Below are 26,466 nucleotides of genomic sequence, written 5' to 3' on the forward strand. Positions count from 1 at the left end.
CAAGGACGTATGACGTGGATTATGTTTCGACGCGGGGCGAGGCCCCTTCCCTCGGTTTCTCCGATGCGCTTCTGGCGGGCCTTGCCCGCGATGGCGGCCTCTATGTGCCGCGCGAATGGCCGACCTTCTCCAAGAAGCAAATCCGGGCGCTGCGCGGAAAATCCTATGAGGAAATCGCCTTCACCGTGCTCTCCCCCTTCGTCGAGGGTGACATTCCGGCAGACAAATTCCGCGCGATGATCGACGAGGCCTACGCGACCTTCCGCCATCCGGCGATCGCGCCGCTGGTCCAGACCGGCCCGAATGCCTTCGTGCTGGAGCTCTTCCACGGCACGACGCTCGCCTTCAAGGACGTGGCGATGCAGCTTCTCGCCCGCCTGATGGACCATGCGCTGACCGTGCGCGGCGAGCGCGCCACCATCGTCGGTGCCACCTCGGGCGATACCGGCGGGGCCGCGATCGACGCCTTTGCCGGGCGCGAGCGCACCGACATCTTCATCCTCTTCCCGGAAGGCAAGGTCTCGCCGGTGCAGCAGCGCCAGATGACCACGTCGAAGGAAAAGAACGTGCACGCGCTCGCCATCAAGGGCAATTTCGACGATTGCCAGAACCTCGTGAAGGCGATGTTCAACGACGTGAAATTCCGCGACCGGGTCAAGCTTTCGGGCGTCAACTCGATCAACTGGGCGCGCATCATGGCCCAGATCGTCTATTACTTCACCAGCGCCGTGGCGCTCGGCGGGCCGGACCGGAAGATCTCCTTCACCGTGCCGACCGGCAATTTCGGCGACATCTTCGCCGGCTATGCCGCCAAGCGCATGGGCCTGCCGATCGACAAGCTGGTGATCGCCACCAACGAGAACGACATCCTCGCCCGCACGCTGAAGACCGGCCGCTACGAGATGAAGGGCGTCAAGGCCACCACCTCGCCGTCCATGGACATCCAGATCTCGTCGAACTTCGAACGCCTGCTGTTCGAGGCCAACGACCGCGATGCCGGCGCCGTGCGCCGCGCGATGGAAAGCCTCAAGCAATCCAATGCCTTCGAGATCGAAGAGGGCGCGCTGAAGACGATCCGCAAGAAGTTCCGCGCCGGCCGCGCGACCGAAAAGCAGGTGGCCCAGACGATCAAGGACACGCTGAAGAAGACCGGCTACCTGCTCGATCCGCATTCGGCGATCGGCGTCTTCGTCGCCGCCAAGCACGAGAAGCCCGGTGCGCCGATGGTTACGCTTGCCACCGCCCACCCGGCCAAATTCCCCGCCGCAGTAAAATCGGCATGCGGTATTGACCCGGCGCTTCCGTCGTGGCTTGCTGACCTCATGCAAAGGGAGGAGCGGTTCGACGTCCTCGATGCGGAGCTCGATGGGTTGGAAGACTTCATCGGGAAACAGACGCGGGTTCGAGGCTAGAAACGCAGAAAGTGCGCATGATGAAAGTTGAGTGCACCCGGCTTCCGTCCGGGTTGACCGTGGTGACCGAAAACATGCCGCATCTCGAGAGCGTCGCTCTCGGCGTGTGGATCAAGTCGGGGTCGCGCAACGAAACCACGGACGAGCACGGCATCGCCCATCTCCTTGAACACATGGCCTTCAAGGGCACGGAGCGCCGCTCCGCCCGCGAGATCGCCGAGGAAATCGAAAATGTCGGCGGCGAGGTCAACGCCGCGACATCGACGGAAACCACCTCCTACTATGCCCGCGTGCTGAAGGACCACGTTCCGCTCGCCGTCGATATCCTTGCCGACATCCTGACGGAATCCGTCTTCGACGAGGAAGAGCTGCGCCGCGAGAAACACGTCATCCTGCAGGAAATCGGCGCGGCCAACGACACGCCGGACGACGTGGTCTTCGACAAGTTCTCCGAGGTCGCCTATCGCGACCAGATCATCGGCCGCGCCATTCTCGGCACGCCGGACTCCGTGCTGTCCTTCTCGCCCGGCGAGATCCGCCACTATCTCGACCGCAACTACACGACGGACCGCATGTTCGTCGTTGCGGCCGGTGCCGTGAACCACGAGGACTTCGTGCGCCAGGTCGAGGACCGTTTCTCGACGCTTCCGACCGCCCCGAAAATCTCGCCGGTCTTCGAGCCGGCCCGCTATACCGGCGGCGACATTCGCGAGACGCGCGACCTGATGGATGCGCAGGTGCTGCTCGGCTTCGAGGGCAAGGCCTATCATGCGCGCGACTTCTACTGTTCGCAGATCCTCGCCAACATCCTGGGCGGCGGCATGTCCTCGCGCCTCTTCCAGGAAGTGCGCGAGCATCGCGGCCTGTGTTATTCGATCTACGCCTTCCACTGGGGCTTTTCCGATACCGGCATCTTCGGCATCCATGCCGCGACCGGCGGCGAGAACCTGCCCGAGCTGATGCCCGTCATCTTCGACGAGCTGCGCAAGTCGTCTGAAAACATCGAGCAGCAGGAAATCGAGCGCGCCCGCGCCCAAATCCGCGCCCAGCTGCTGATGGGCCAGGAAAGCCCCGCCGCCCGCGCCGGCCAGATCGCCCGCCAGATGATGCTCTACGGCCGCCCGATCCCCAACGAGGAACTGATGGAACGCCTGCAAGGCATCACCATCGAACGCCTCACCGACCTCGCCGGCCGCCTGTTTTTCGACACCGTCCCGACAATCTCGGCGATCGGCCCGCTGGAGCACCTCGTCTCGGCCGGCGACATCAGCCGCTCGCTCGCGCGCGGCACGGTACCGGAGCGCGCAGCGAGCTGAGGGGCGGCTTAGTGGCTGACATCCCGGATAGGTGCCGGTAAACGCGATATCGATTGTTTGTAAATCGGCGCGCTGCTGTCGCATGCCATACCCGAATTGTCGACACCATCATACACAGCGAATTTGGCCGACCTTGTGTGCAATCTTGCCAATATGACGCCCGTCGGTTCCACAGCATCCGCCCCAGACATTGATATGCGGGAATCGTTGCGCCAGTTGCGCCATTTGATGGCCAAGCTCCTCAGGGTCGCCGTCCTCCAAATGCCCGAGTTTGCAAAGCGCGAGGGTCTCCATGGCAACAGCATTCGGCATGAAGCCGCCGAGCCGGCTCACCCAGTCTCCACTCGTCAATGCGGGCGCGAATTCCGTTGGATGGGTGCAATTGATCATGTAGTAGACAGGCGCGGCATCGGTGGCGGCATCTATCATTTCAATGGCTTGCTGCATGGTCTGGCCACCTGAAAGCAACCCGCCACGCTGTACGAAAAATGAGATGACGATCGGAATGTCAGCCGCGCGCGCAGCTCTGGAAATACCGATTGCCTCCTCGACCGATGAAAAAGTCATTGCCGTGATCATATCCGCGCCGGCCTTTTTCAGAGTCTGTATCTGTTCGGAGTGATAGTCTTCAGCAGACGCAGCGTCGATGACTTCCCCTCTTTGATAGGCGTCTCCTCGCGGTCCGATCGCACCGCCGACGATCATCGGCGTTTCTGCGGTGTGATATTCGCGGGCGATCTCGCGGTAGAATTCAACCCCTCGGATGTTGATATCTTCAAGCGCCCGTGGTGAATAACCGATAAGCGTGCCCCAGTCGCGGCTGGCCCGATAATGCACACCCTCGTTGATCACGCCGAAGCCTTGAGCAACGGCCGCCTCGACAAGCCTTCTTTGGTATTGTTCGAGACACATCGCTCCGCGTTCGTCATCCAGCAGTTCAAAGCCGCAGAAATGCCGCAGCTCGAAGCCGTCGACGTATTGGAGCCAGGTCTCAAATCCACCTCCGGTGGCCATTAGTCGACCACGAAGCTGCGGGAGCATTTCGATACCCATAGCCATTCTCCGTTTTGACGGAGCCCAATCTACACCTCCTCGTCGTTCTTCGCAGCCATCCGCATAAAAAATTGACGGAAAGCAACCTCCTGCCAATGTAGGCTTCGCTGCCGCAAAGCGCCCACCCACCCTCTCCCCACCAACACCATTTGACGCCGTCCCGCCCGCTGTCATACTCTTAACCGATGGCGTGCCTCAGGGCTGGCGTGCGCGGAGGTTTGAATGACAAGGTCGGTATTTCGGTTTCTGTCCCGGCAGTCCGAGACCCTCGAGCTTGCCAGCGATCGCCATCTGCTTCGCCTGCCCCGTTTCCAGGATTACCGGCAATGGTATCAGCTGCGCTCGGAGAGCCGGCGCTTTCTTGAGCCGTGGGAGCCGACATGGCGGGGGGACGAGCTGACCGAGAGCTCGTTTCGGGCGCGCGTCATCAGAAATGAACAGGAATTTTCATCGGGCCAGGCTGTGCCGCTTTTGATGTTCGAGCGCGAGGAAAAGGTGCTGCTGGGCGGGCTTACCATCGGCTATATCAGGCGTGGGGCGGCGCAATGCTGCATGATCGGCTACTGGATGGGCGAGCGCCATGCCGGCCACGGCCACATGTTCGGTGCCCTGAAACTGGCCATACCCTATATCTTTTCGAGCCTTCAGTTGCACCGTATCGAGGCAGCCTGTATTCCAGACAATACAAGAAGCATCCGTCTCCTTGAAAAGGCCGGCTTTCAACAGGAAGGCTACCTTCGGGAGTATCTGAAGATAAACGGGGAGTGGCGCGACCACGTGATGTACTCGCTTCTGGCGGCCGACAGGCGGTCTTGAGCGGCACCCGGGCGCGACAGGACTGGGCCGTACCTAAGGACAATGCAGTTTCAATGATGCCTCCATCCGTGCAGCAAACGCTGCGTGCCAGCCGGTTGCTTGCCCTCGTTCTCCTCGCCGTGACGATGCTCGTCGGCGCGCTGGGGCTGCCGGCCCATGCCGTCGAACCCGTCAAGATCTCCCGTGACGACACTGCGCTCGACCTGACCGCCACCACCGAAATCTATACCGGCCGCGGCGAGGCCTTCCAGGTTTCCACGGCGCCCGGCACGGACGGCATCGTGCGCCGCATCGAGGTGCGTGCGACCTCGGAAGACCACCAGGGTGACTGGGCCGTCTTCGCGCTCGCCAATGTCTCGGAAGAGCAGATCGACCGCGTGATCGTCGCGCCGCACTTCCGCCTCGTGCAGTCGAAACTGTTCTGGCCGGACCTCGGCGCCAAACGCATCATCTCGATCACGCCGAGCGAAGGCTTTGCGCTCGACCGGCAGCCGAGCGAAGAGGCGGACGTCTTCCGCATCACGCTCAACCCCGGCTCCGTCGTCACCTTCGTCGCGGAACTCGCAACGCCCGACCTGCCGCAGATCTACCTGTGGGAGCCGGACGCCTACAAGGACACGGTCAACGCCTTCACGCTCTATCGCGGCATCGTGCTCGGCATTGCCGGCCTGCTCGCGGTGTTCCTCACCATCCTCTTCGTGGTGAAGGGCACCTCCATGCTGCCCGCGACGGCAGCGCTCGCCTGGGCGGTGCTCGGCTATATCTGCGTCGATTTCGGCTTCCTGTCGAAGCTCATCAGCATCACCGCAGGGGATGAGCGAATATGGCGGGCGGGCACGGAAGTCTTCCTCGCCGCCGGCCTCGTGGTGTTCCTGTTCACTTACCTGAACCTCAACCGCTGGCACGCGCACCTCTCCTATGCGACGCTCGCCTGGATCCTCGGTCTCGGCCTGCTGTTCGGCGTGGCGATCTACGATCCGCCGATCGCGTCCGGCATCGCGCGCCTCTCCTTCGCGCTCACCGGCTCCGTCGGCATCGTGCTCATCGCCTATCTCGGCTTCAACCGCTATGACCGCGCGATCCTGCTTGTGCCCGCCTGGGCGCTGATCCTCGTCTGGCTGTTCGGCGCCTGGCTGACGGTGACGGGGCAGCTCAACAACGACATCATCCAGCCGGCGCTTGGCGGCGGCCTCGTGCTGATCGTGCTCCTCATCGGCTTCACGGTGATGCAGCACGCCTTTGCCGGCGGCGCCTATAGCCAGGGCCTGTTCTCCGATCTCGAACGCCAGTCGCTGGCGCTGACCGGCTCCGGCGATACGGTCTGGGACTGGGACGTGGCGCGCGACCGCGTCGTCACCATTCCCGACATCTCCATCCAGCTCGGCCTTGCGCCCGGCGTCATGCATGGCCCGGCGCGCAACTGGCTGCCGCGCCTGCATCCGGACGACCGCGACCGTTTTCGCGCGACGCTCGATGTGCTGCTGGAACACCGCAAGGGCCGGCTCAACCATCAGTTCCGCGTGCGCGCCGAGGATGGCCATTATCACTGGCTGTCGATCCGCGCCCGTCCGGTGCTCGGGGCGAATGGCGAAATCATCCGTTGCGTCGGCACGATCATCGACATCACCGAACAGCGCAATTCCGTCGATCGCCTGCTTCAGGACGCGCTGCACGACAACCTCACGGGCCTGCCAAACCGCCAGGTCTTCCTCGATCGCCTGCAATCGGTCCTCGCGCTGACCGCCAGCTCGGAAAACGTCCGCCCGACGGTGCTGACCATCGATATCGACCGCTACAAGCAGGTCAACGATGCGCTCGGCATTGCGGCCGGCGATAATATCCTCATCGCGCTGACCCGCCGCCTGCGCCGTCTCCTGAAGCCGCAGGACACGCTGGCGCGGCTGGCCGGCGACCAGTTCGGCCTGATCCTGATGTCCGAGCGCGACCCCGCCAAGGTGGCGGATTTCGCGGATGCCGTCAGCAAGGCCATCATGGTGCCGATCAATTTCGGTGGCCGCGAGATCATCCTGACCGCCTCGATCGGCCTCGTCTCCTGGGTCGACCAGCAGGAGGATGCGGCGGGCCTGCTCAACGACGCTGAGCTTGCCATGTACCGGGCGAAAAAGGCCGGCGGCAACCGCGTCGAGCCGTTCCGCCCCGCGTTCCGCACCTTCGGCGCCGATCGCCTGCAGATCGAGACGGATCTGCGCCGCGCCATCGAGCGCAAGGAACTCTCGCTCGTCTACCAACCGATCGTGCGGCTCTCGGATGCCGAGATCGCCGGCTTCGAGGCGCTGATGCGCTGGGACCACCCCAAGCGGGGCAACATCTCGCCGACGGAATTCATCCCGATCGCGGAAGCCTCCGACCTCATCAACCAGCTCGGCCTCTTCGCATTCGACAAGGCGGCCAGCGACCTGATGGACTGGCAGCTCCAGACCGGCGAGCTGCCGATCTTCGTCTCGGTCAACCTCTCAAGCGCCCAGCTCCTCAACAACGAGCTCTATAACGACGTGCGCGCGGCGCTGGCCAAGACGCGTTGCGAGCCGCACAAGCTGAAGCTGGAACTCACCGAATCCGTCGTTATGGAGAACCCGGAACAGGCCCGCCTCATCCTCAACAAGCTCAAGGATGTCGGCCTCGGCCTCGCGCTCGACGATTTCGGCACGGGCCACTCCTCGCTTTCCTACCTCACCCGCTTCCCCTTCGACACGATCAAGCTCGACAAGGCGCTGGTGCGCGACACCTCCGACAAGCGCCCCGTGCTGCTGCGCTCCGTCATCTCGATGGCGCGGGAACTGGAAATGCAGGTCGTCGCCGAAGGCATCGAGTCCGAGGAGGACGCGATCGAACTCGGCAACATGGGCTGCGAATTCGGCCAGAGCTACCTCTTCGGCCCCCCGATCGGCTACGACTCGGTGCAGCGGCTGCTCAAGGAGCGTTTTCCGCTGATGAAGCGGGCGTGAGCGGATAGCGAATAGCGGTTTACTGCCTATTCGCTCTTCCGCACCAGCCGGTTGATAAAATCGAGCTTCTCCACCACCGGCGGCGGCAGGACGAAGGGGTAGCTGTCGGGCTGGCCCATGGAGCGCTGGATGGCGTTCAGGGCCACGCTGAGGGGGATCCAGGATTCGACGAGGCGGCCGGCGTTGGGCGCACGGTAGGGGTCGAAGGTGACCTCGGCTTCCAGTTCCTCGTGGCCCTTCGGATCGGTGTTGAGGCCGAAGGCGCGGGCGGTCTCCAGCGTATCGACGATGTGGAAGAAGTGCGCCCAGCATTCCGCGAAGTCTTCCGCCGGGTGGCTGCTCGCATAGGTGCTGATGAAATCGTTCTGCCAGTCGGCGGGCGGGCCTTGCTCGTAGTTGCGCTGGAGGGCGGCGGCGTAGTCCTGCCGTTCGTCGCCGAAGAGGCGCCTCGCCTCCTCCAGGGTCGCATCGTCGCGTACGAGCTGCGACCAGTAGAAATGGCCGATCTCGTGGCGGAAATGGCCGAGCAGCGAGCGGTAGGGCTCGCCCATGGAGACGCGCACGCTCTCGCGCACTTCATCGTCAGCCTCGGCCGCGCGCAGGCTGATGAGGCCCGCTTCATGGCCGGTCATGGCGGCATTGACGACATTGCCGCCGGCATCGACCTCGTCGGCCAGGAAATCGAAGACCAGGCCGCTGTTCGGGTCTTCCTCGCGCGTCGGGTGCGGCAGCCGCCAGCGCAGGATCGAATAGAAGAGGTGGTGCTGCGCGAGCCCGATGCGGCGCCAGCGTTCCAGCCCGTGCGGATCGGTCGTCGGCACGATGCGATTGTGGCGGCAGGCCTCGCAGAAGGCATGCGGACTATCGACCGGCAGCAGCCAGTTGCAGACGTCATGCACGGCATTTTCGCAAAAGCGGTAGACGCCTTCGTTCGGCGCGATCTTCCAGAAGCCTTCGCCTTCCGGCACCAGCGCATGCAGCGTCACATCCTGCGCCAGGAAGCCCAGCGAGGAGCCGCACCGCACGCAGACGCGGTTGTCGAAATGGATGGTCTGGCCGCAGGTCTGGCAGGTGAAAAGTTTCATGAGGTCCCCGGTATGGCATCGTAGAGAATACCCGCATCGGCCGAAGTCGATACGGGTATGCTTCAATCGCTATCGCTTGATGACACCGGCGGTGCCACCTCGCGTTCATCAGAGGCGGTCGACCGCGCCCTTGACGGCGTCCTTGGCCTTGCCGACTGCCTTCTGGGTCTTGCCCTTGGCTTCCTGGCCGGCGCCTTCTGCCCGCAGCTTGGGGCTGTTCACTGCCTTGCCGGCGGCCTGCTTGGCCTTGCCTGCAACTTCGTTTGCGGTGCCCTTGATCTTGTCGCTCGTGCTACCCACCGTCGTACTCCTGTTGTTCGAGGCGTGCTCTTTCACGCGGCGAAACAACGGCGCAAAGCCGCACAAGTTCCAAAGAGAAGTCTGAAATAAGCGGAGGCGTCAGGCGTGGCCGGCTTCGGCTGAAAGCATGGCGGGCGAGATGCCCATCAGGCCGAGCGCGCGCTCGTATTTGTTGTCGAGATTGGTGTCGAAGATCAGCTCTTCCTGCGCCGGGCAGGACAACCAGCCATTGGCGCCGATCTCGTTTTCGATCTGCCCCGCGCCCCAGCCGGCATAGCCGAGCATCATGAGGCCCTTCTGCGGGCCGCGGCCGCGGGAAATGGCGCGCACGATATCGAGCGTCGCCGTTAGGCAGATGTCGTCGCTGACGGGGATCGAGGATTCCGACATGTAATCATCTGAATGCAGCACGAAGCCCCGGCCGCTTTCCACCGGCCCGCCGCAACGGATGGGGAAATCGAGCGTGGAGCCCGGCAGGCGGATCACCTCGTCCTCGCCGAGTAGGTCGAGGTGCAGAAGCACGTCGGAGAAACTCAGCTGCTGTGGCCGGTTGATGACGAAGCCCATCGCGCCGTCATCGGAATGGGCGCAGATATAGACCACCGTGCGGGAAAAATTGGAGTCGGCCATACCCGGCATGGCGATCAGGAACTGACCGTCAAGGAAGCCGCGTTCTCGTCTGTTTTTCAGAACCGACATAGCCATAATGCGGACAGCCTACCAATTCACCGCCAAATGAAAAGCGTTCTTTTTTGCTGGCGCGGCATGCCAGCCTTGCAGGAAAGTTATGGACGGAAAGCGCGCGATCAAGCTTTTATGATGGACCCGCACGGTTTTGTTGCTGGAAAGCCGGTGCCCCCGGCGCTAGATATCGTTTCATGAAACGCCTGCAAACCGCTGCCATCGCGCTCATTTTTCTGCATTCGCCCGCCGCCGCCGCGACCTCGCAATGGGTCGAGACGCCCGGTGGCGACGTGCGCCTCGTTGCCCTTCCGGCCGGCGCCGACGGCGTGGTGCGCGCCATGATCGATATTCGCCTGCATGACGGCTGGAAGACCTATTGGCGCGATCCGGGCGGCAGCGGCATCCCCCCGTCGATCGCGATCAGCGGAGCCGAGCTGAAATCGATCGGCTTCCCCGCGCCAAAGCGGCTCGGCGACCAGGAGAACCATTATATCGGCTACGACAGGCCGGTACGATTTCCGCTGAAGCTCGACAAGGCGGCCGGCGGGGCAATCACCGCGACGGTGTTTCTCGGCGTGTGCAAGGACATCTGTATTCCCGTGCAGGCGGAGCTGACGGTGGATTCGATCGGCGAGAGCTTTGCCAATCCGCTGGAGGAGACGGCGATCGCCGATGCCGAGGCGACGCTGCCGGGTGGATCGGGCGACGGGTTCAAGCCGCTTTCCGGGCGCTTCGCGGCGGACGACAAGAGCCTGACGGTGCGCTTCGAGGCGCCTGCCGATGGCGAGCTACCCGACGTCTTCCTCTCCGGTTCCTCCACCTTCGAGTTCGGTGCGGCCGGTCCCGTCCGCCGCGATGGGAACGTCTTCGTCGCGGAGGTGCCGGTGCTGCACAAGCCCAAGGTTTTCGATCTGGCAAAAGATCCGATCCGCCTGACGGTGCGCTCCGGCGAGAAGACGATGGAAAGCCCGCTTGCCATCGAGTGACCGTCGCCTATAGTTCCCCGGCACGGCCTTTCGGCCGCCCGCCATTCCAGACAGATTGGGAGAGACCCGTGACCATTGCCGTTGGAGACAAGCTGCCCGACCTCAAGCTCAAGGAGCGCACGCCGGACGGTCCTGCCGAAATCTCGACCGAGGACCTGTTCAAGGGCAAGCGCGTCGTGCTCTTCGCCGTGCCCGGCGCCTTCACGCCGACCTGCTCGCTGAACCACCTGCCGGGCTATCTCGAAAACCGTGACGCGATCCTTGCCAAGGGCGTGGACGACATCGCCGTCGTCGCCGTCAACGACCACCATGTCATGGGCGCCTGGGCGAACTCCACCGGCGGTGCTGGCAAGCTGCGCTTCCTCGCCGACTGGGACGCCGGCTTCACCAAGGCGCTCGGCATGGAGGTCGACCTCTCCGCCGGCACGCTCGGCGTGCGCTCCAAGCGCTATTCCATGCTCGTCGAGGACGGCGTGGTGAAGAGCCTCAATGTCGAGGAAAGCCCCGGCCAGGCCACCGTCTCCGGTGCCGCCGCGATGATCGAGCAGCTCTGAATAGAGCCGATCGCCGGACCGTCATCCTTTCAACGAGCCGAGAATGCCCGGGCAGCACCCGGGCATTTCCATGCGGGCTTGCGGAAGGGAATGTCGGATGCAGGAAAACACGTGGCGCAAGGGCAGCACGGCAGGGGTGCCTGCGGGCATTGCCATCCGGCTTGACGGCGCAATTCTGGCGCTGCGTGCGGGCAGCCTCGACGCCGGCACGCTCGATGCGCTTCTCGCCGACCTCGACCCTATTTCGCCAGAAGCGGCGCAGCAGGTCGCGCGCCTCTGCACGGCATCCTTCCGCTATGGCCTCCCCTCGGATCCGGCCCCGACGCTGCTTGCCCGCCTGCTCGCCCTGCGCAAAAGCATCCCGGACGCGCCGCGCCAGACCGCTTCGCCGGGAGGAGCGGCCTGGCTTCGCCTTTGCCATCCGGACGGTTTCGTGCGCGAGACTGCGCTTCAGGCGCTGGACGATGCACCCCGCACGGCGTTCCGCCTCGCCTTGCTCCTGCTGCGGGTCAACGACTGGGTGCCGGAGGTGGCCGCCGCCGGGCGCGCAGCCTTCGAGCGTCTTTCGCCCGTCATCCCGCTGTCGGCGGCCCAACGCATCGCGCCGATGATCGCCAATCATTATGTGAAGCGCCGCGGCCGGGTCGATCTCGCAGCCCCGGTCATCGCGCTGCTGACGCGCGACGAAACCTGGCCCGCGCTGCTCTGCTGGCTGACAACATCGACGGACGAGGCCGTAGCACCCGTCATGCGGCTCCTGCTGCTGTCGGATCGCCTCGACTCCGCCCTTCCAAGGCTGCTGACAGCCCGGCATTATCTGGTGCGGGCGCTCGCCGCGCGCACGCTGATGTCCGGCCAAGCCGAGGTCGTGGTCGGCAGGACGCAGAAGATCGAAGCCGGTTATTCCGGCCGCCACGCATCCTCTGTGCCGAAGCTCCTCACCCGGCCGATCACGATTGCATCGGATGTCGAGGGCACGTTGCGGCAGGTGGCTAAGGACAGGGCCACCGCGGTGCGCAAGATCGCGGCCGACGGGCTGATCGCCCATCGGGACCGGCTCGACAATCTGGACGGGCTGCTGGCGCTTTTCGACAAGGAACCGAACGCGGCCATCCGCGAGCGGGTCGATTTCATTCGCCGACGGCGCGCTTGCCTTTGAAGGGCGCCATGCCCTGGCGGGCGAGTTCGTCGGCGCGTTCGTTTTCCGGGTGGCCGGCATGGCCCTTCACCCAGTGCCACTCGACCTTGTGGCGCAGCCGCGCCTCGTCGAGCGCCTGCCAGAGGTCGCCGTTCTTCACCGGCTTCTTGTCGGCGGTCTTCCAGCCGTTTTTCTTCCAGCCGAAAATCCACTTGGAAATGCCGTCCATGACGTATTTCGAGTCGGTATAGAGATCGACCTCGCAGGGGGATTTCAGGGCCGACAGCGCGCTCATCGCCGCCGTCAGCTCCATGCGGTTGTTGGTCGTGTCGGCCTCGCCGCCGGACATTTCCTTCTCGACCTCGCCATAGCGCAGCACCGCGCCCCAGCCGCCGGGGCCGGGATTGCCCGAGCAGGCGCCGTCCGTGAAAATATCGACATGTTTCATCGCAAAAGTCCGTATTCCGCAGGGTTCTGGACCTGACGATGGAAGCGCAGCTTGCGCAGGTATTCGAGCGGGTCCTTCTTGACGACAAGCGCGCCGGGCGGCGTCATCAGCCAGTCGTAGAGCCGCGTCAGGAAGAAGCGCAGTGCCGAGCCGCGCGCAAGCAGCGGCAGGGCGGCCGCCTCCTCGGGCGAGAGCGGGCGCACGCTCTCATAGCCGTCGAGCAGCGCCATGCCCTTGGTGAGGTTGAAGGAGCCGTCCTTCTCGAAGCACCAGGCATTGAGGCAGATCAAGACGTCATAGGCCAACAGGTCGTTGCAGGCGAAGTAGAAGTCGATCAGGCCCGACAGGTCCTCGCCGATGAAGAAGACGTTGTCGGGGAAGAGATCGGCGTGGATGACGCCGGCCGGCAGGTCCTTCGGCCAGTTCTTTTCGAGAAAGGCGAGCTCGCCGCCGATCTCGTCCTGCAGGCCCTTCTCCACCTCGTCGGCGCGATCGGCAGACTTGTCCCACAGCGGCCGCCAGCCGCCGACGGAGAGCGCGTTCTCGCGGGTGATCTCGAACCCCTCGCCGGCAAGGTGCATTTCGGCGAGCGCCCGGCCGACCTCGCGGCAATGTTTTGCCGAAGGTTTCCGCAGCCACATGCCTTCGAGGAAGGAGATCATGGCGGCCGGGCGGCCGGAAAGCTCGCCGAGCTGCGCGCCGTCATTCCTCGGCAGCGGCAACGGGCAGGACAGGCCCCGCTCCGCCAGGTGGTGCATCAGGCCGAGGAAGAACGGCAGGTCGTTGCGGTCGACGCGCTTCTCGTAGAGCGTCAGGATGAAGGCGCCCTTGGTCGTGTGCAGCAGGAAATTGGAATTCTCCACGCCCTCGGCGATGCCCTTGTAGGAGAGCAGCGTGCCCGCATCATAGGCGGTCAGGAAGCGGGAAAGATCGTCTTCGGTGATATCGGTATAGACGGCCACGGGCGAGTCTCAGGCTTGCGGGGGTGGGAAGGATCGGGGGAGTGCTGCCCGCAAGGCCCTACTCGCCATTGACGAAGGCCATGTCGGCGGGGGTGAGTTCGATGGCGCGCAGTTCGCGGTTGACGAGGAAGTGCTCGTTTTCCTCGACCGTGTCGGCAAGCTCCACCACCGCATTGTAGCGCGCGCGGAAGGCTTCGATGATCTCGTTGACGATGACTTCCGGTGCCGATGCGCCGGCCGACAGGCCGACGGTGCGGATGTCGCCGATCGTCTCCCAGTCGATCTCGGAGGCGCGCTGCACGAGCACGGACTTGGTGGCCCCTGCCCTCAGCGCCACTTCGACGAGGCGCTTGGAGTTGGACGAATTCGGCGCGCCGACGATCAGAAAGAGGTCGCAGCCGGGGGCGGCCTGCTTGACGGCTTCCTGCCGGTTGGTGGTGGCATAGCAGATCGAATCGGCTGCCGGCGCCGTAAGATTCGGGAAACGCTCGTGCAGGCGCTTGATGACGCCGGCAGTGTCGTCGACGGAAAGCGTGGTCTGCGTGACGTAGCCGAGGTTTTCCTCGTCCGGCGGCATGTAGGTCTCGGCATCCTCGACGGTCTCGACCAGCGAGACGGAGCCTTCCGGCAATTGCCCCATCGTGCCGATGACTTCCGGGTGGCCGGCATGGCCGATCAGCACGACATGGCGGCCGAGGCGCTGGTGGCGCATGGCCTGCTTATGCACCTTCGAGACCAGCGGGCATGTAGCATCGAGATAGAATAGGTTGCGCGCCTGCGCATCCTCCGGCACCGACTTCGGCACGCCATGCGCCGAGAAGACGACCGGCTGCTGGCGGTGTTCTTCGGGGATCTCGTGCAGTTCCTCGACGAAGATCGCGCCCTTGGCCTCCAGGCCTTCCACGACATAGCGGTTGTGCACGATCTCGTGGCGCACATAGACCGGCGCGCCGTAGGCCTTCAGCGCCAGCACGACGATCTGGATCGCGCGGTCCACGCCGGCGCAGAAGCCGCGCGGGCCGCACAGTCTGATGGTCAAGTCCGATCGGGTATCAATCATGCTCATCGGTTATCCGGCAATCAGGACGGCAGCAAGGGCGACGGCCGCCGGAAGCGCCTGAATGACGAAAATCTTCCGCGAGGCCGTTGCGCCCCCATATAGGCCGGCGACCAGCACCGCGCCAAGAAAAAACAATTTGATCTGCCAGGCGAAGGCCGGATCGGGATGCAGCAGCGCCCAGAACAGGCCGGCGGCGAGAAAGCCGTTATAGAGCCCCTGGTTGGCGGCGAGCACTTTCGTCGCCTCGGCCTGGGCGGGCGTCATGCCGAAGGCCCTGAGGCCGCGCGGCGTCGTCCAGAGGACCATTTCGAGGATGAGGATATAGACATGTTCGATGGCGACGATCGCCACGAGGATGGTTGCAAGCGCCTGCATGTCCTCTTTCTCCCCTTTCCGGTTCCGGGATGCGCCCCTGCTTCCTTCCTAAGCCATTTCAAGGCGCCGGGCGATCGCCCTTGCGGCGGAAGACGGCGTAGAGCGCGACGCCGACGAGCGCTGCGGCGAGGCCATACCAGGTGACGGCATATTGCAGGTGGTTGTTCGGCAGGTCGAACTGGGTGACGGCGCCGATGGGCAGGCCCTTCGGGTTCAGCGCATCGCCGGCATCGACGAAGAACGGCACCAGCCTGTCGGCCGGGATGGCGACGCTCGATGCCATCACGTCGAGGTCCTTCCAGTAGAAGATGTTCTTCGCGACGTCGTTGTCCGGCACGATGGAGGAGGGTTTTTCGGCAAGCCGCGCGCGGGCGAGGCCGATGACAGTCTGCTCGCCGGTCAGCTGGCCCTGCTTGCGCATTTCCGGCTCCTTCGCCTCGAAGGGCACGAAGCCGCGATTGACGAAGAGGAAACGGCCGTCGGCAAGCTGGAGCGGTGTGTAGACGTAATACCCGGTCTGGCCGCGCCAGGTGGCGAAGAAGTGGCGCTCGCGGTTGTTGGCGAAGATGCCGGTGACCGTGACGGGGCGGTATTCGATATCGTCGCCCTTCGCCGCCATCGCCTCGATATCGGCAAGCGGCGCCGGGGCCGCGATGCGGCGTTCGGCCATATCGGCGAGAAGCTGCTCCTTCCAGGCGAGCCGCTGCATCTGCCAGGTGCCGAGCGACAGCAGGATGGCGAGTGCTACGAGGAAGGCGATGCCTGTCAGGACCGCCTTGCCCTTGCCCGGCATGCGGCTTGCCGGCACCTCAGCCACGGTCGATCTCGCCCGGGCGCGCATTGTTGCGGTATTGCAGGGTGATCAGCAGGCCCTTGAGGATGCGCGTCAGCCAGAGGCCGAGGCCGATGGCGAGCGGGATCCACAGGATGAAGTGCAGCCAGAGCGGCAGCGCGTAGTTCACCTCCGCCCACAGCGCGATACCGACGACGATGAAGCCGACGATGAGCAGCACGAAGACCACCGGGCCATCGCCCGAATCGGCGAAGGAATAGTCGAGGCCGCAATTCGTGCAGGCCGGCCGCACCTTCAGCAGGCCATTGAACAACCTGCCCTGGCCGCAGCGCGGGCAACAGCCGCGCACGCCGGCGCTGAAGGGGTCGACGGGCGGAAAGAGCGCCTTGTCCTCGTCCATGATGCGGATCCAATCAAAATGCAGATGTCTGCATAGGTAGCGGCCCGCCTGCCCTGCGTCCAACTGAAAAGCTGCGACAAAGCGGCCGGGGTGCGCCCCAAAACACAAACGGCCGCATCGCTGCGGCCGTTGGCAAAGTCTTGTTCGGCCCGGATCAGCCGTGCGCGATCGGCGCGCCCCAGCCACCCCAGATGTAGATGGAGAAGAACAGGAAGAGCCAGACCACGTCGACGAAGTGCCAGTACCAGGCGGCGGCTTCGAAGCCGAAGTGCTGCTTGGGGGTGAAATCGCCACGAAGCGCGCGGATGAGGCAGACGATCAGGAAGATCGTGCCGACGAGCACGTGGAAGCCGTGGAAGCCGGTCGCCATGAAGAAGGTGGCGCCGTAGATCGAATCCTTGAAGGCGAACGGTGCGTGCGCATATTCGTAGGCCTGGACGAAGGAGAACAGCACGCCGAGCGCCACGGTGAGCGCCAGGCCGTTGACGAGGCCCTTGCGGTCGTTGTGCAGCAAAGCGTGGTGCGCCCAGGTCACGCAGGTGCCCGAAAGCAGCAGGATGACGGTGTTGTACAGCGGCAGGTGCCAGGGATCGAGAACCTCGATGCCCTTCGGCGGCCAGACGCCGCCGGTATAGGTGGCGCGCGCGGCCTGGATGGCTTCGCCGGGGAAGAGGCTCGCATCGAAGAAGGCCCAGAACCAGGCGACGAAGAACATCACCTCGGAGGCGATGAACATGATCATGCCGTAGCGCAGGTGCAGCGAGACGACGCGCGTGTGGTGGCCCTCATGCGCTTCCTTCACCGTGTCCGCCCACCAGGCATACATGGTGTAGAGAACGATCAAGAGGCCGATGTAGAAGATCCACGGCGTGGCGAGGTTGACGCCGAACAGGTGGAACGCGCCGCCCGAGACGTAGCGCATGTAGCCGATGCCGCCGAGCGCCATGACGAACGCGCCGATGGAGGCAAGCAGCGGCCACGGGCTGGGGTCGATGATGTGGTAGTCGTGTTTCTTCTGATGCGCATCGGCCATTTGACTTATCCCCGAATGTATCGCGTTCATTCCCGGCATAGCCGGAAACGCATGTCTTTCAAAGCTTGTTCGCGTCGTCCGTCTTGATATCCGCAGACGAAACCACCGGCTTCGTCGCCTCATGCGGATAGAAGGTGTAGGACAGCGTGATGGTGTGGATGCCCTTGGTCTCGACCGGCTTGACGATCTCTGGATCGACGAAGAAGACCACGGGCATTTCGAGTTCCTCGCCCGGCTTCAGCGTCGTCTCGGTGAAGCAGAAGCACTGGACCTTGTTGAAATAGGCGCCGGCGGCCTGCGGCGTGACGTTGAACGTCGCCTGGCCGGTGGTCGGCGTCGAGGCGTTGTTGCGCGCCTTGTAGAGGATCTGCACGGTCTCGCCGATCTTCATCTCGACTTCGCGCTGCACCGGCTCGAAGCTCCAGGCGAGGCCCGGGCCGACATTGGCGTCGAAGCGCACCTTGATCGTCTTGTCGAGGATGACGTCGGAGGCCTGCTCGACGCGCTGCGTCGTGCCGCCGTAGCCGGTGACCTTGCAGAACATCTCGTAGAGCGGCACGGCGGCATAGGCCATGCCGGCCATGCCGATGACGAAGGAACAGCAGATGGCGACGATCGTGCCGTTGCCCAAACCACTCTTTTCGGTCTGTTTCGTCTCGCTCATGGCTCAGCCCACCATTCCGCCGGCGAATTTCACCAGCGTGACGATGTAGAAGAGCACGACGAGGCCCAGGAGCACGATGCCGAGCGCAATGTTGCGGCCGCGGCGCGACTTCTTCTGGCTTTCCGTGAGATTTACCGTTTCCATTATAGTACCCATCCGAATGACGCGATCAGGTGGTCGAGCATCAGCCCAGAGAAGACCGCGAACAGGTAGACGATGGAGAAGGCGAAGAGTTTCTTGGCCGGCACCATCGCGCGGTCGCCTTCCGGCATGCGCAACACACCGACAGAATACCATACGAAGCCGAGGCCGAGCGCTGCGGCAAAGAGACCGTAGCCGAGGCTGGCGAAGCCGAGGAAGGTCGGCACGACGGCGATGACGGCGGTCAGGATGGCGTAGATCAGGATCTGCACCTTCGTCGTCCACTCGCCGGCGACGTTCGGCAGCATCGGCACGCCGACGGCCTCGTAATCGCGCATCTTGAAGAGTGCGAGCGCCCAGAAGTGTGCGGGGGTCCACAGGAAGGTGATGAGGAAGAGGACGACGCTCTCGATGGAGACGCCGCCGGTGACACAGGCCCAGCCGATCATCGGCGGGAAGGCGCCGGCGGCACCGCCGATGACGATGTTCTGCGGCGTCGAGCGCTTCAGCCACATCGTGTAGATGACGGCGTAGAAGAAAATGGTGAAGGCGAGCAGGCCGGCGGCCAGCCAGTTGACCGCAAGGCCGAGGATCGCGACCGAGAAGGCGGAGAGCGTCAGGCCGAAGGCGAGCGCTTCTTCCGGGCGGATGCGGCCGGACGGGATGGGACGCTGGGCGGTGCGGGTCATGACCGCATCGATATCCGCGTCGTACCACATGTTGAGGGCACCGGAGGCTCCGGCGCCCACGGCGATACAGAGGATCGCTATGGCGCCGATGAACGGGTTGATCGTGCCGGGCGCCATGACCAGGCCGGCAAAGGCCGTGAAGACGACGAGGGACATGACGCGCGGCTTCAGGAGCTCGAAGAAATCACGCGGCGACGCTTCGGAGAGGGTGATCTCGCCGCCGCCTGCTGCTGTGTCGTGATGCTCGATGACCGCCATGTTCTTTCCGTCGCGTTCGGCCGGGTTTGCCGACCTCTTTTAGAAATGGAGCCGCCGTTGCCGGCGGCCCCGATCGTCTGAAGACCTTACTTGATCTTCGGGAGCTGTTCCCACTGGTGGAACGGCGGCGGCGAAGACAGCTGCCATTCCAGCGTGTTGGCGCCCTCGCCCCACGGGTTGTCACCGGCGACGCGCTTCTTGGCGAAGGCTTCGACGATGCTGAAGAGGAAGATCAGCACGGCGAAAGCCGAGATGTACGAACCGTAGGACGACACCGCGTTCCAGCCTGCGAAGGCATCCGGATAGTCGATGTAGCGACGCGGCATGCCGGCGAGGCCGAGGAAGTGCTGCGGGAAGAAGATCAGGTTCACGCCGACGAACATGACCCAGAAGTGCAGCTTGCCGAGGAATTCCGAATACATGTAGCCGGTCATCTTCGGGAACCAGTAGTACCAGGCCGCGAAGATCGCGAAGACGGCGCCGAGCGACAGAACGTAGTGGAAGTGGGCCACCACGTAGTAGGTGTCATGCAGGGCGCGGTCGAGGCCGGCGTTTGCGAGCTGGACGCCCGTGACACCGCCGACGGTGAACAGGAAGATGAAGCCGATCGCCCAGACCATCGGCGTGGTGAAGCGGATCGAACCGCCCCACATCGTCGCGATCCAGGAGAAGATCTTCACGCCCGTCGGAACCGCGATGACCATCGTGGCGAAGACAAAGTAGCGCTGCGTGTCGAGCGACATGCCGACCGTGTACATGTGATGCGCCCACACGATGAAGCCGACGGCGCCGATCGCGACCATGGCGTAGGCCATGCCGAGGTAGCCGAAGATGGGCTTACGCGAGAATGTCGACACGATGTGGCTGACGATGCCGAAGCCGGGCAGGATCAGGATGTACACTTCCGGGTGGCCGAAGAACCAGAACAGGTGCTGGAAGAGGATCGGGTCACCGCCGTTTTCCGGCGCGAAGAAGGCCGTGCCGAAGTTGCGGTCCGTCAGCAGCATGGTGATGCCGCCTGCCAGAACCGGCAGCGAGAGCAGGAGCAGGAAGGCGGTGATCAGAACCGACCAGGCGAAGAGCGGCATCTTGTGCAGCGTCATGCCCGGAGCGCGCATGTTGAGGATCGTCGTGATGAAGTTGATCGCGCCGAGGATCGAGGATGCGCCGGCGATGTGCAGGCCGAGGATGACGAAATCCATGGCCGGACCGGGCTGGCCCGCGGTCGAGAATGGTGGATAGATCGTCCACCCGCCGCCCGCGCCATAACCGCCCGCCGGGCCTTCGACGAACATCGAGAGCAGAACGAGCAGGAAGGCCGGGATGATCAGCCAGAAGGAGATGTTGTTCATGCGCGGGAAGGCCATGTCCGGCGCGCCGATCATGATCGGCACCATCCAGTTGGCAAAACCGCCGATGAGGGCCGGCATGACCATGAAGAAGATCATGATGAGCGCATGCGCCGTCGTGAAGACGTTGAACATGTGCTTGCCGCCGTCGATGGCGGCGTCACCCTCGAAGCCGTAGACCATCTGGGCCAGGCCGTGGAAGATCTGGATGCCCGGCTCCTGCAGCTCCATGCGCATGAAGACCGAGAGCGTGCCGCCGATGATGCCGGCGAGGATCGCGAAGATCAGGTAGAGGGTGCCGATATCCTTGTGGTTGGTCGACAGGAACCAACGCTGAAAGAAAGTGAGCGGCTTGTGTTCGTGGTGATCGTTGTGATCGCCGTGGGCAGCGGATGTTCCGGCCATGGTCTCAACTCCCTTGGAATTACTGCGCGGCGTTCTGGGCGACGTTCACGGACTTGTCCGCTCCGTCGACAGACGCCATCAGGGCCTTGTTTGCCTCGCCGACATTTGTCGCGGCGACAGCAAGCCAGGTATCGAACTTTTCCTGCGAGACGACGCGGATGGCGATCGGCATGAACGCGTGGTCCTTGCCGCAGAGCTCGGAACACTGGCCGTAGAACAGGCCTTCGCGGTCGGCCTTGAACCAGGTCTCGTTAAGGCGGCCCGGCACGGCGTCGATCTTCACGCCGAAGGACGGCATGGCGAAGGCGTGGATCACGTCGGCTGCGGTGACGAGGACGCGCACATGCTTGCCGACCGGAACGACCAGTTCGTTGTCGACAGCGAGAAGGCGCGGATAGACGCCCTTGTCTTCCTTGCCGGCCGCGGCGCGGTCGCCGTCCTGCAGGAGAAGGCTGTCGAAGGAGAGCGGCGCTTCGCCGACCTGGTATTCATAACCCCAGTACCACTGGAAGCCGGTGGCCTTGATCGTCAGTTCCGGCTCTTCCGTGGGGGCGAGCTGCTTGGTCAGAAGCTGGAAGGACGGGATCGCCAGGAAGAGGAGAACGACGACCGGGCCGAGCGTCCAAACGACTTCGATCGCCGTGTTGTGGCTGGTCTTGGACGGAACCGGGTTCGCACTTTCGCGGAATTTCACGACCACGAGGATGAGCAGGACGAGAACGAACAGGGTGACCGGTACGATGAACCAGAGTGTGTACTGCTCGAACCAGCGGATCTCTTCCATCATCGAGGTCGCGGCGGGCTGGAGGCCCTTCTGCCAGTCGAACGGCTGATCAGCGAAAGCGGTCGAAGCAAAGAGCAGACAGCCTAGAGCGGCCAGAACTGCAAAAGCTTTGTTTTTCACAACGTATCTCCCCAAGGCGTTTGATTGGGATCAAACAGGCGCGCAGAATCCCTGCTATACTGAGTGCTTAAAACCACAGTTTCATGCTCGCCGCAACAGCCATGGGGGACCGCCCGTGCGGCATTTTTGCGCAAAAGCAAAAGCCTTGGGCCTCTCCCCACAGTTTCTTCATAATTCCCTATAGCATGAAAGGTTTGGCCGCGGCGATCCCGGCCGGAGCCCCCTTTTCACGCGCCGCAAGCGCCTGTCCGGCAGGGCCTGGCCCGCCCCTATTATAAAGTGTGCGCGGCCGGTCCAATTTCCGCCTTCAATCAATTGGAAATGAGCGCGCAGGGCTTTTCATTTCGGCCCCGTCCCTTCAAAGATACCCCGACTGATTCGAGATTCCGAGGTTTTCATGGGTTTTGCTCCCCTTTCCCGGCTGTCCCGGGCAGCATTCGGCCTTGCCGTCTTCGCGCTCGGTACGACTGCACTGGCCTCTGTTGCGACGGCCCAGCAGCCCGGCACGGTGAAATCCAACCACGGCGCCTGGTCGATCGTCTGCGATCAGCCGGCAGGTGCGTCGGGCGAACAATGCGCGCTGATGCAGAACGTTCTCGCCGAAGACCGGCCGGAGCTCGGCCTCTCCGTCGTCGTGCTGAAGACCGCCGACCGCAAGGCGAAGATCCTTCGCGTGCTCGCACCACTCGGCGTGCTGCTGCCGAACGGCCTCGGCCTCAATGTCGACGGCAAGGATATCGGGCGGGCCTATTTCGTGCGCTGCTTCGCCGACGGCTGCTATGCCGAAGTCGTGCTGGAAGACGAACTCTTGAAGACCTTCCGCTCCGGCGCCACCGCCACCTTCATCGTCTTCCAGTCGCCGGAAGAAGGCATCGGCATCCCCGTCGACCTCAAGGGTTTTGGCGAAGGCTACGACGCGCTGCCGTAAGCCGCCCTCCGGCGGGCTTGCCGCCCGCCGCCGGGGGACTTACATGAACCCCGAGTTTAAAAGTTTGCGGAGCCTGCCATGAACACCGACCTCCTCTCCCTCTTCGATGCCGACGAGGCATCCGTGCAGGCGGTGCTGCGGGAAACGCTGAAGAGTGCCGACGACGGCGAACTCTTCCTCGAACACGCCCAGGCGGAATCGCTCTCCTTCGACAATGGCCGCCTCAAGGGCGGCAGCTTCAACACCGACCAGGGTTTTGGCCTGCGCGCGGTGGCCGGCGAGGCAGTCGGGTATGCGCATTCCGGCGAGATGACTCTTTCGGCGCTGAAGCGCGCGGCGGATGCGGCAGGTGCCGTGACGCGCGGCTATTCCGCCGACTATTCCGAAGCGCCACAGGGCACCAACCGCCAGCTCTACACGCAGGACAACCCGATCGGCTCGCCGACCTTCGAGCAGAAGGTGGCGCTCCTAACCGAGATCGACGGCTACCTGCGCGGCAAGGACCCGAAAGTGCGGCAGGTGACGGCCTCGATCGCCGCAAGCTGGCAGGTCGTCAACATCCTGCGCGCCGACGGCCACCGCGTCACCGACGTGCGCCCGATGACCCGCGTCAACGTCTCCGTCGTCGTCGGCGAAGGCGACCGGCAGGAGACGGGCAGCTACGGCATCGGCGGGCGCACGACCTTCGACGCCTTCCTCACCGAGGAGAGCTGGCGTTTCGGCGCGGACGAGGCGCTGCGCCAGGCGCTGGTCAATCTGGAAGCGGTGGAAGCACCGGCGGGCACGATGGATATCGTGCTGTCCTCCGGCTGGCCGGGTGTCATGCTGCACGAGGCGGTCGGCCATGGGCTTGAGGGCGATTTCAACCGCAAGAAGACCTCGGCTTTCGCCGGTTTGCTCGGCGAGCAGGTCGCGGCCAAGGGCGTCACCGTGGTCGACGACGGCACGATCGACAACCGCCGCGGCTCGATCACCGTCGACGACGAAGGCACGCCCTCGGCCTATAACGTGCTGATCGAGGACGGCAAACTGGTCGGCTACATGCAGGACCGGCAGAATGCCCGGCTGATGGGCATGAAGGCGACCGGCAACGGCCGTCGGCAGGGTTACGCCTACCGTCCCATGCCGCGCATGACCAACACCTACATGCTCTCCGGCGACAAGACGCCGGAAGAGATCATTGCCTCGGTGAAGAACGGCCTTTACGCCGTCTCCTTCGGCGGTGGGCAGGTGGACATCACCTCCGGCAAGTTCGTCTTCGGCTGCACCGAGGCCTATCTCATCGAGAACGGCAAGGTGACGGCCCCCGTCAAGGGCGCCATGCTGATCGGCAACGGCCCGGACGCCATGCGCCGCGTCTCGATGGTCGGCAACGACACCAAGCTCGACACCGGCATCGGCAATTGCGGCAAGGCCGGCCAATGGGTCCCGGTCGGCGTCGGCCAGCCGCATCTGCGGATGGATCAGATCACGGTGGGTGGGACGAAGACCTGATTTTATAGGAACGGTTCGCGGTGCCCATCATGCGCCGTGGGGCACAACAATCCGCCGCAACAACCACTCCCGAAACGCCCGCGCCTCCGGCGACAAGCGCTTGAAGTCGCGGGCGACGAGCCAGTAGGCGCCGTAGCGGATCGAGACGTCGAAGGGTTGCACGAGGCGGCCCGCGGCGATGTCCTCGGCGGCGAAGGACCGGTCTACCAGCGCCACGCCATGGCCGCGCAGCGCGGCCTGCAGCACCAGATTGCCCTCCGTGAAAATCTGCGCACGCCCCGGCGGCGCCTCGGGCAGGCCGGCGGCGGTGAACCAGCGCTGCCAGCTGCTACGGTTCTCCTCGTGCAGCAGGGTATAGGCCAACAGGTCGGCCGGCGTGTCGAGTGGCGGGCCGTCCTCGGCGAGGCACGGCATGATCACCGGGACCATTTCCACGTCGGCAAGATGCTCCGCCTGCGCGCGCGGCCAGGCGGTCGCGTCCGTCGAATGGCGGATGGCGATTTCGGGTTCGTGGGTGCGGAACTCGATCAGCCGCATGTCGGAATCGACCACGACGTCGATCTCGGGATGGTCGGAGTGGAAATCGTCGAGATTCGGCACGAGCCAGCAGGCGGCGAAGGAGGGTTCCGCGCTAATTTCCAGCACGCCGCCGCCCCGCCTGCCCCGGATTTCCGACAGGCTCGCATCCATCGCATCGAAGGCGCGCGAGAGCACCTCGATCAGCGCCTGTCCGGCGGTGGTGAGCCGGACGCTGCGGTGGCGGCGCTCGAAGAGCGGTTTGCCGAGCTCGGCCTCCAACTCCTTGACCTGCCGGCTGACGGCCGCCTGCGACACCAGAAGCTCTTCCGCCGCGAGCGTGAAACTGCCGAGCCGGCCTGCCGCCTCGAAACTCCTCAGTGCCGTCAAGGGCAGCCGTCCGCGTTTCATCGCATAACCTCAAGTCATTCGAAATCGACGATAAACTCGTTTGAGCAAGGGTGGCAAGCGGGCGGACAATGCTGGCAGTGCAACAGACAGGAGGGCGCAACGATGTTTGGCCCCGTCACGCTCATTTTCATGGACGTCATCCGTATCCTCACCTTCCAGCAGGGTCCGCCCCTGCCCTCGCGCCACAGGAAAGCCGTTGTTAACCACTCGGATACCGACCGGATGCGATAACGGCGGCGAGAACGAGCCAAGGGAAGACAAAGACGACATGCCGATCCGCAGCACAATGCGACAGGGTCTGAAGCGCGCGGTGATCACCGGCGGGCTGGAATTTGCGCATCTGGCGGAGCGGGTCGGGCTGATGGCGTCGGCGCGCGGCATGGGCGCGATCTTCACGCTGCACCATGTGCGGCCCAAGGTGGCGCAGGCCTTTGATCCCAATGCGCATCTGGAGATCACGCCGGAATTCCTGGATGCGGCGATCGAGCACCTGACCGAAGAGGGCTACCAGTTCGTGGCGCTCGCCGACATGCCGGCGCGCCTCGCGATCGCCCGGGCCGGCGAGCGTTTTGCCGCCTTCACGCTCGACGACGGCTACCGCAACAATGCGGTGCATGCCCAGCCGGTCTTCACCCGCCACAAGGTGCCGTTCACCGTGTTCGTCGCGCCGGGTTTCTGCTGCAAGACGCATGGCATCTGGTGGGAGACGCTGACGGAGCTTCTGCGCGAGGCGCCGCATCTGGAGTTCGATTTCGGCTCGGGTGCGGTCACCATGCCGCTCGCCACGCCCTTCCAGAAACAGGCCGCCTTCAGCCGCTTTGCCCGCTTCATCCAGGTGGAGACGGAGGAAGCGGCGGCGATCGAAAAGCTCGACGCCGCAGCCAAGGCCCATGGCATCGATCCAATGATGCTGACCGAACGGCTCGTCATGCGCGAACCGGAACTGAAGTGCCTCGTGCTCAACCCGCTGGCCTCGATCGGCGCCCATACGGTCAGCCACCGCGCCCTCGCCCGCCTCAGCGACGAGGAGGCGCGCCGCGAGATGGAACACTCGGCCGACCGCATCGCCGCGATCATCGGCCACCGCCCGGAAACCTTCGCCTACCCCTATGGCGACCGTGCCGCCGTCTCGCCGCGCGAACACCGCCTCGCCAAGGACCTCGGCTTCCGCGTCGCCGTCACCACGGACCCCGGAACGCTCTCCACCCGCTCCTTCGACAGCCCGACGACGCTGCCCCGCATCTCGCTGAACGGGCTCTACCAGAAGCCGAAATATGTCGGCGCGCTCGCCTCCGGCATCCCGTTCCGGCTGCTCCGGCGCTGATC

Annotated in this window: 27 protein-coding genes; 10 read left to right on the forward strand and 17 right to left on the reverse strand. The window is 64.1% G+C overall.

All coding sequences use genetic code 11. From position 1 onward, the window contains the following. Positions 1 to 14 precede the first annotated feature (14 nt). Together thrC and J2Y63_RS19025 are read left to right on the forward strand one after the other, a co-directional pair. Positions 15 to 1,412: a threonine synthase gene (thrC, locus tag J2Y63_RS19020; protein ID WP_435267383.1), complete on the forward strand. Its 1,398-nt coding sequence runs from the start codon at positions 15 to 17 to the stop codon at positions 1,410 to 1,412. 17 nt (positions 1,413 to 1,429) lie between these two features. Further along, on the forward strand, positions 1,430 to 2,728 hold the full coding sequence (locus J2Y63_RS19025) for a M16 family metallopeptidase (RefSeq protein ID WP_369431677.1): 1,299 nt from the start codon (positions 1,430 to 1,432) through the stop codon (positions 2,726 to 2,728). A gap of 108 nt (positions 2,729 to 2,836) precedes the next feature. Here the strand turns inward: J2Y63_RS19025 and J2Y63_RS19030 are convergent, their stop codons facing one another. Beyond that, complete coding sequence (locus J2Y63_RS19030) at positions 2,837 to 3,781, reverse strand: homocysteine S-methyltransferase family protein (RefSeq protein ID WP_435267384.1); 945 nt, start codon at positions 3,779 to 3,781, stop codon at positions 2,837 to 2,839. 222 nt (positions 3,782 to 4,003) lie between these two features. Here J2Y63_RS19030 and J2Y63_RS19035 point away from each other — a divergent pair, with 222 nt between their 5' ends. After that, positions 4,004 to 4,597, forward strand: a complete 594-nt coding sequence (locus J2Y63_RS19035; protein ID WP_256118630.1) for a GNAT family N-acetyltransferase — start codon at positions 4,004 to 4,006, stop codon at positions 4,595 to 4,597. 53 nt (positions 4,598 to 4,650) lie between these two features. Next, the gene (locus J2Y63_RS19040; protein WP_435267385.1) at positions 4,651 to 7,563 is read left to right on the forward strand and encodes an EAL domain-containing protein; all 2,913 of its coding nucleotides are present in this window, start codon (positions 4,651 to 4,653) and stop codon (positions 7,561 to 7,563) included. Between the two features lie 26 nt (positions 7,564 to 7,589). Here the strand turns inward: J2Y63_RS19040 and J2Y63_RS19045 are convergent, their stop codons facing one another. The 3 genes from J2Y63_RS19045 to J2Y63_RS19055 all read right to left on the reverse strand — a co-directional run bounded on the left by J2Y63_RS19045 (position 7,590) and on the right by J2Y63_RS19055 (position 9,653). After that, positions 7,590 to 8,648 carry a zinc-binding metallopeptidase family protein gene (locus J2Y63_RS19045; RefSeq protein ID WP_435267386.1) on the reverse strand — a complete coding sequence of 353 codons (1,059 nt, stop codon included), beginning with the start codon at positions 8,646 to 8,648 and terminating at the stop codon, positions 7,590 to 7,592. A 108-nt stretch (positions 8,649 to 8,756) separates the two neighbouring features. After that, a complete protein-coding gene (locus J2Y63_RS19050) occupies positions 8,757 to 8,948 on the reverse strand; it encodes a CsbD family protein (RefSeq protein WP_256118628.1) in 192 nt (63 codons plus the stop codon). Positions 8,949 to 9,047: 99 nt separating this feature from the next. After that, on the reverse strand, positions 9,048 to 9,653 hold the full coding sequence (locus J2Y63_RS19055; protein ID WP_435267387.1) for a YqgE/AlgH family protein: 606 nt from the start codon (positions 9,651 to 9,653) through the stop codon (positions 9,048 to 9,050). A gap of 173 nt (positions 9,654 to 9,826) precedes the next feature. Between J2Y63_RS19055 and J2Y63_RS19060 the strand changes: the two genes are divergently transcribed. From J2Y63_RS19060 to J2Y63_RS19070, 3 genes are all read left to right on the forward strand, one after another. Continuing rightward, positions 9,827 to 10,618, forward strand: a complete 792-nt coding sequence (locus J2Y63_RS19060; RefSeq protein ID WP_435267388.1) for a protein-disulfide reductase DsbD domain-containing protein — start codon at positions 9,827 to 9,829, stop codon at positions 10,616 to 10,618. A 68-nt stretch (positions 10,619 to 10,686) separates the two neighbouring features. Then, positions 10,687 to 11,172 (forward strand): peroxiredoxin, encoded by a 486-nt coding sequence (locus J2Y63_RS19065; RefSeq protein ID WP_256118625.1) that lies wholly within the window; start codon positions 10,687 to 10,689, stop codon positions 11,170 to 11,172. A 97-nt stretch (positions 11,173 to 11,269) separates the two neighbouring features. Next, the gene (locus tag J2Y63_RS19070; RefSeq protein ID WP_435267389.1) at positions 11,270 to 12,331 is read left to right on the forward strand and encodes a hypothetical protein; all 1,062 of its coding nucleotides are present in this window, start codon (positions 11,270 to 11,272) and stop codon (positions 12,329 to 12,331) included. On the opposite strand, the gene rnhA is transcribed toward J2Y63_RS19070, so the two are convergent. The 12 genes from rnhA to coxB all read right to left on the reverse strand — a co-directional run bounded on the left by rnhA (position 12,303) and on the right by coxB (position 21,791). Further along, a complete protein-coding gene (gene rnhA / locus J2Y63_RS19075) occupies positions 12,303 to 12,758 on the reverse strand; it encodes a ribonuclease HI (RefSeq protein ID WP_256118623.1) in 456 nt (151 codons plus the stop codon). The two genes, J2Y63_RS19070 and rnhA, sit on opposite strands and share 29 nt — an antisense overlap. Next, on the reverse strand, positions 12,755 to 13,720 hold the full coding sequence (locus tag J2Y63_RS19080; protein WP_435267390.1) for a homoserine kinase: 966 nt from the start codon (positions 13,718 to 13,720) through the stop codon (positions 12,755 to 12,757). The genes rnhA and J2Y63_RS19080 overlap by 4 nt, the downstream gene beginning before the upstream one ends. 58 nt (positions 13,721 to 13,778) lie before the next feature. After that, positions 13,779 to 14,786 carry a 4-hydroxy-3-methylbut-2-enyl diphosphate reductase gene (gene ispH / locus J2Y63_RS19085; protein WP_435267391.1) on the reverse strand — a complete coding sequence of 336 codons (1,008 nt, stop codon included), beginning with the start codon at positions 14,784 to 14,786 and terminating at the stop codon, positions 13,779 to 13,781. Between the two features lie 3 nt (positions 14,787 to 14,789). After that, complete coding sequence (locus J2Y63_RS19090; protein WP_435267392.1) at positions 14,790 to 15,155, reverse strand: DUF1304 domain-containing protein; 366 nt, start codon at positions 15,153 to 15,155, stop codon at positions 14,790 to 14,792. A 58-nt stretch (positions 15,156 to 15,213) separates the two neighbouring features. Continuing rightward, entirely contained in the window at positions 15,214 to 15,948 is a 735-nt protein-coding gene (locus J2Y63_RS19095) for an SURF1 family protein (RefSeq protein ID WP_435267496.1), read from the reverse strand. A 16-nt stretch (positions 15,949 to 15,964) separates the two neighbouring features. Next, a complete protein-coding gene (locus tag J2Y63_RS19100) occupies positions 15,965 to 16,348 on the reverse strand; it encodes a DUF983 domain-containing protein (RefSeq protein ID WP_256118619.1) in 384 nt (127 codons plus the stop codon). 154 nt (positions 16,349 to 16,502) lie between these two features. After that, entirely contained in the window at positions 16,503 to 17,381 is an 879-nt protein-coding gene (locus tag J2Y63_RS19105) for a cytochrome c oxidase subunit 3 (protein ID WP_435267393.1), read from the reverse strand. A gap of 58 nt (positions 17,382 to 17,439) precedes the next feature. Beyond that, positions 17,440 to 18,045, reverse strand: a complete 606-nt coding sequence (locus J2Y63_RS19110; protein ID WP_256118617.1) for a cytochrome c oxidase assembly protein — start codon at positions 18,043 to 18,045, stop codon at positions 17,440 to 17,442. Between the two features lie 3 nt (positions 18,046 to 18,048). After that, a complete protein-coding gene (locus tag J2Y63_RS19115; protein ID WP_256118616.1) occupies positions 18,049 to 18,189 on the reverse strand; it encodes a hypothetical protein in 141 nt (46 codons plus the stop codon). Then, a complete protein-coding gene (locus tag J2Y63_RS19120; RefSeq protein WP_435267394.1) occupies positions 18,189 to 19,133 on the reverse strand; it encodes a heme o synthase in 945 nt (314 codons plus the stop codon). The genes J2Y63_RS19115 and J2Y63_RS19120 overlap by 1 nt, the downstream gene beginning before the upstream one ends. Positions 19,134 to 19,219: 86 nt before the next feature. Continuing rightward, positions 19,220 to 20,887, reverse strand: a complete 1,668-nt coding sequence (ctaD, locus tag J2Y63_RS19125; protein WP_256118614.1) for a cytochrome c oxidase subunit I — start codon at positions 20,885 to 20,887, stop codon at positions 19,220 to 19,222. Positions 20,888 to 20,906: 19 nt separating this feature from the next. Further along, entirely contained in the window at positions 20,907 to 21,791 is an 885-nt protein-coding gene (gene coxB, locus J2Y63_RS19130; protein ID WP_435267395.1) for a cytochrome c oxidase subunit II, read from the reverse strand. Positions 21,792 to 22,188: 397 nt separating this feature from the next. On the opposite strand from coxB, the gene J2Y63_RS19135 reads away from it, so the two are divergent. Continuing rightward, complete coding sequence (locus J2Y63_RS19135) at positions 22,189 to 22,719, forward strand: invasion associated locus B family protein (RefSeq protein WP_435267396.1); 531 nt, start codon at positions 22,189 to 22,191, stop codon at positions 22,717 to 22,719. A 78-nt stretch (positions 22,720 to 22,797) separates the two neighbouring features. Next, positions 22,798 to 24,213, forward strand: a complete 1,416-nt coding sequence (gene tldD, locus J2Y63_RS19140; RefSeq protein WP_256118611.1) for a metalloprotease TldD — start codon at positions 22,798 to 22,800, stop codon at positions 24,211 to 24,213. A 27-nt stretch (positions 24,214 to 24,240) separates the two neighbouring features. On the opposite strand, the gene J2Y63_RS19145 is transcribed toward tldD, so the two are convergent. Further along, complete coding sequence (locus J2Y63_RS19145) at positions 24,241 to 25,140, reverse strand: LysR substrate-binding domain-containing protein (protein ID WP_435267397.1); 900 nt, start codon at positions 25,138 to 25,140, stop codon at positions 24,241 to 24,243. A gap of 268 nt (positions 25,141 to 25,408) precedes the next feature. Between J2Y63_RS19145 and J2Y63_RS19150 the strand changes: the two genes are divergently transcribed. Continuing rightward, on the forward strand, positions 25,409 to 26,464 hold the full coding sequence (locus J2Y63_RS19150) for a polysaccharide deacetylase family protein (RefSeq protein ID WP_435267398.1): 1,056 nt from the start codon (positions 25,409 to 25,411) through the stop codon (positions 26,462 to 26,464). Positions 26,465 to 26,466: the final 2 nt, after the last annotated feature.

The organism is Shinella sp. BE166, assembly GCF_051201095.1.
GTDB classification, from domain to species: Bacteria; Pseudomonadota; Alphaproteobacteria; order Rhizobiales; family Rhizobiaceae; genus Shinella; species Shinella lacus.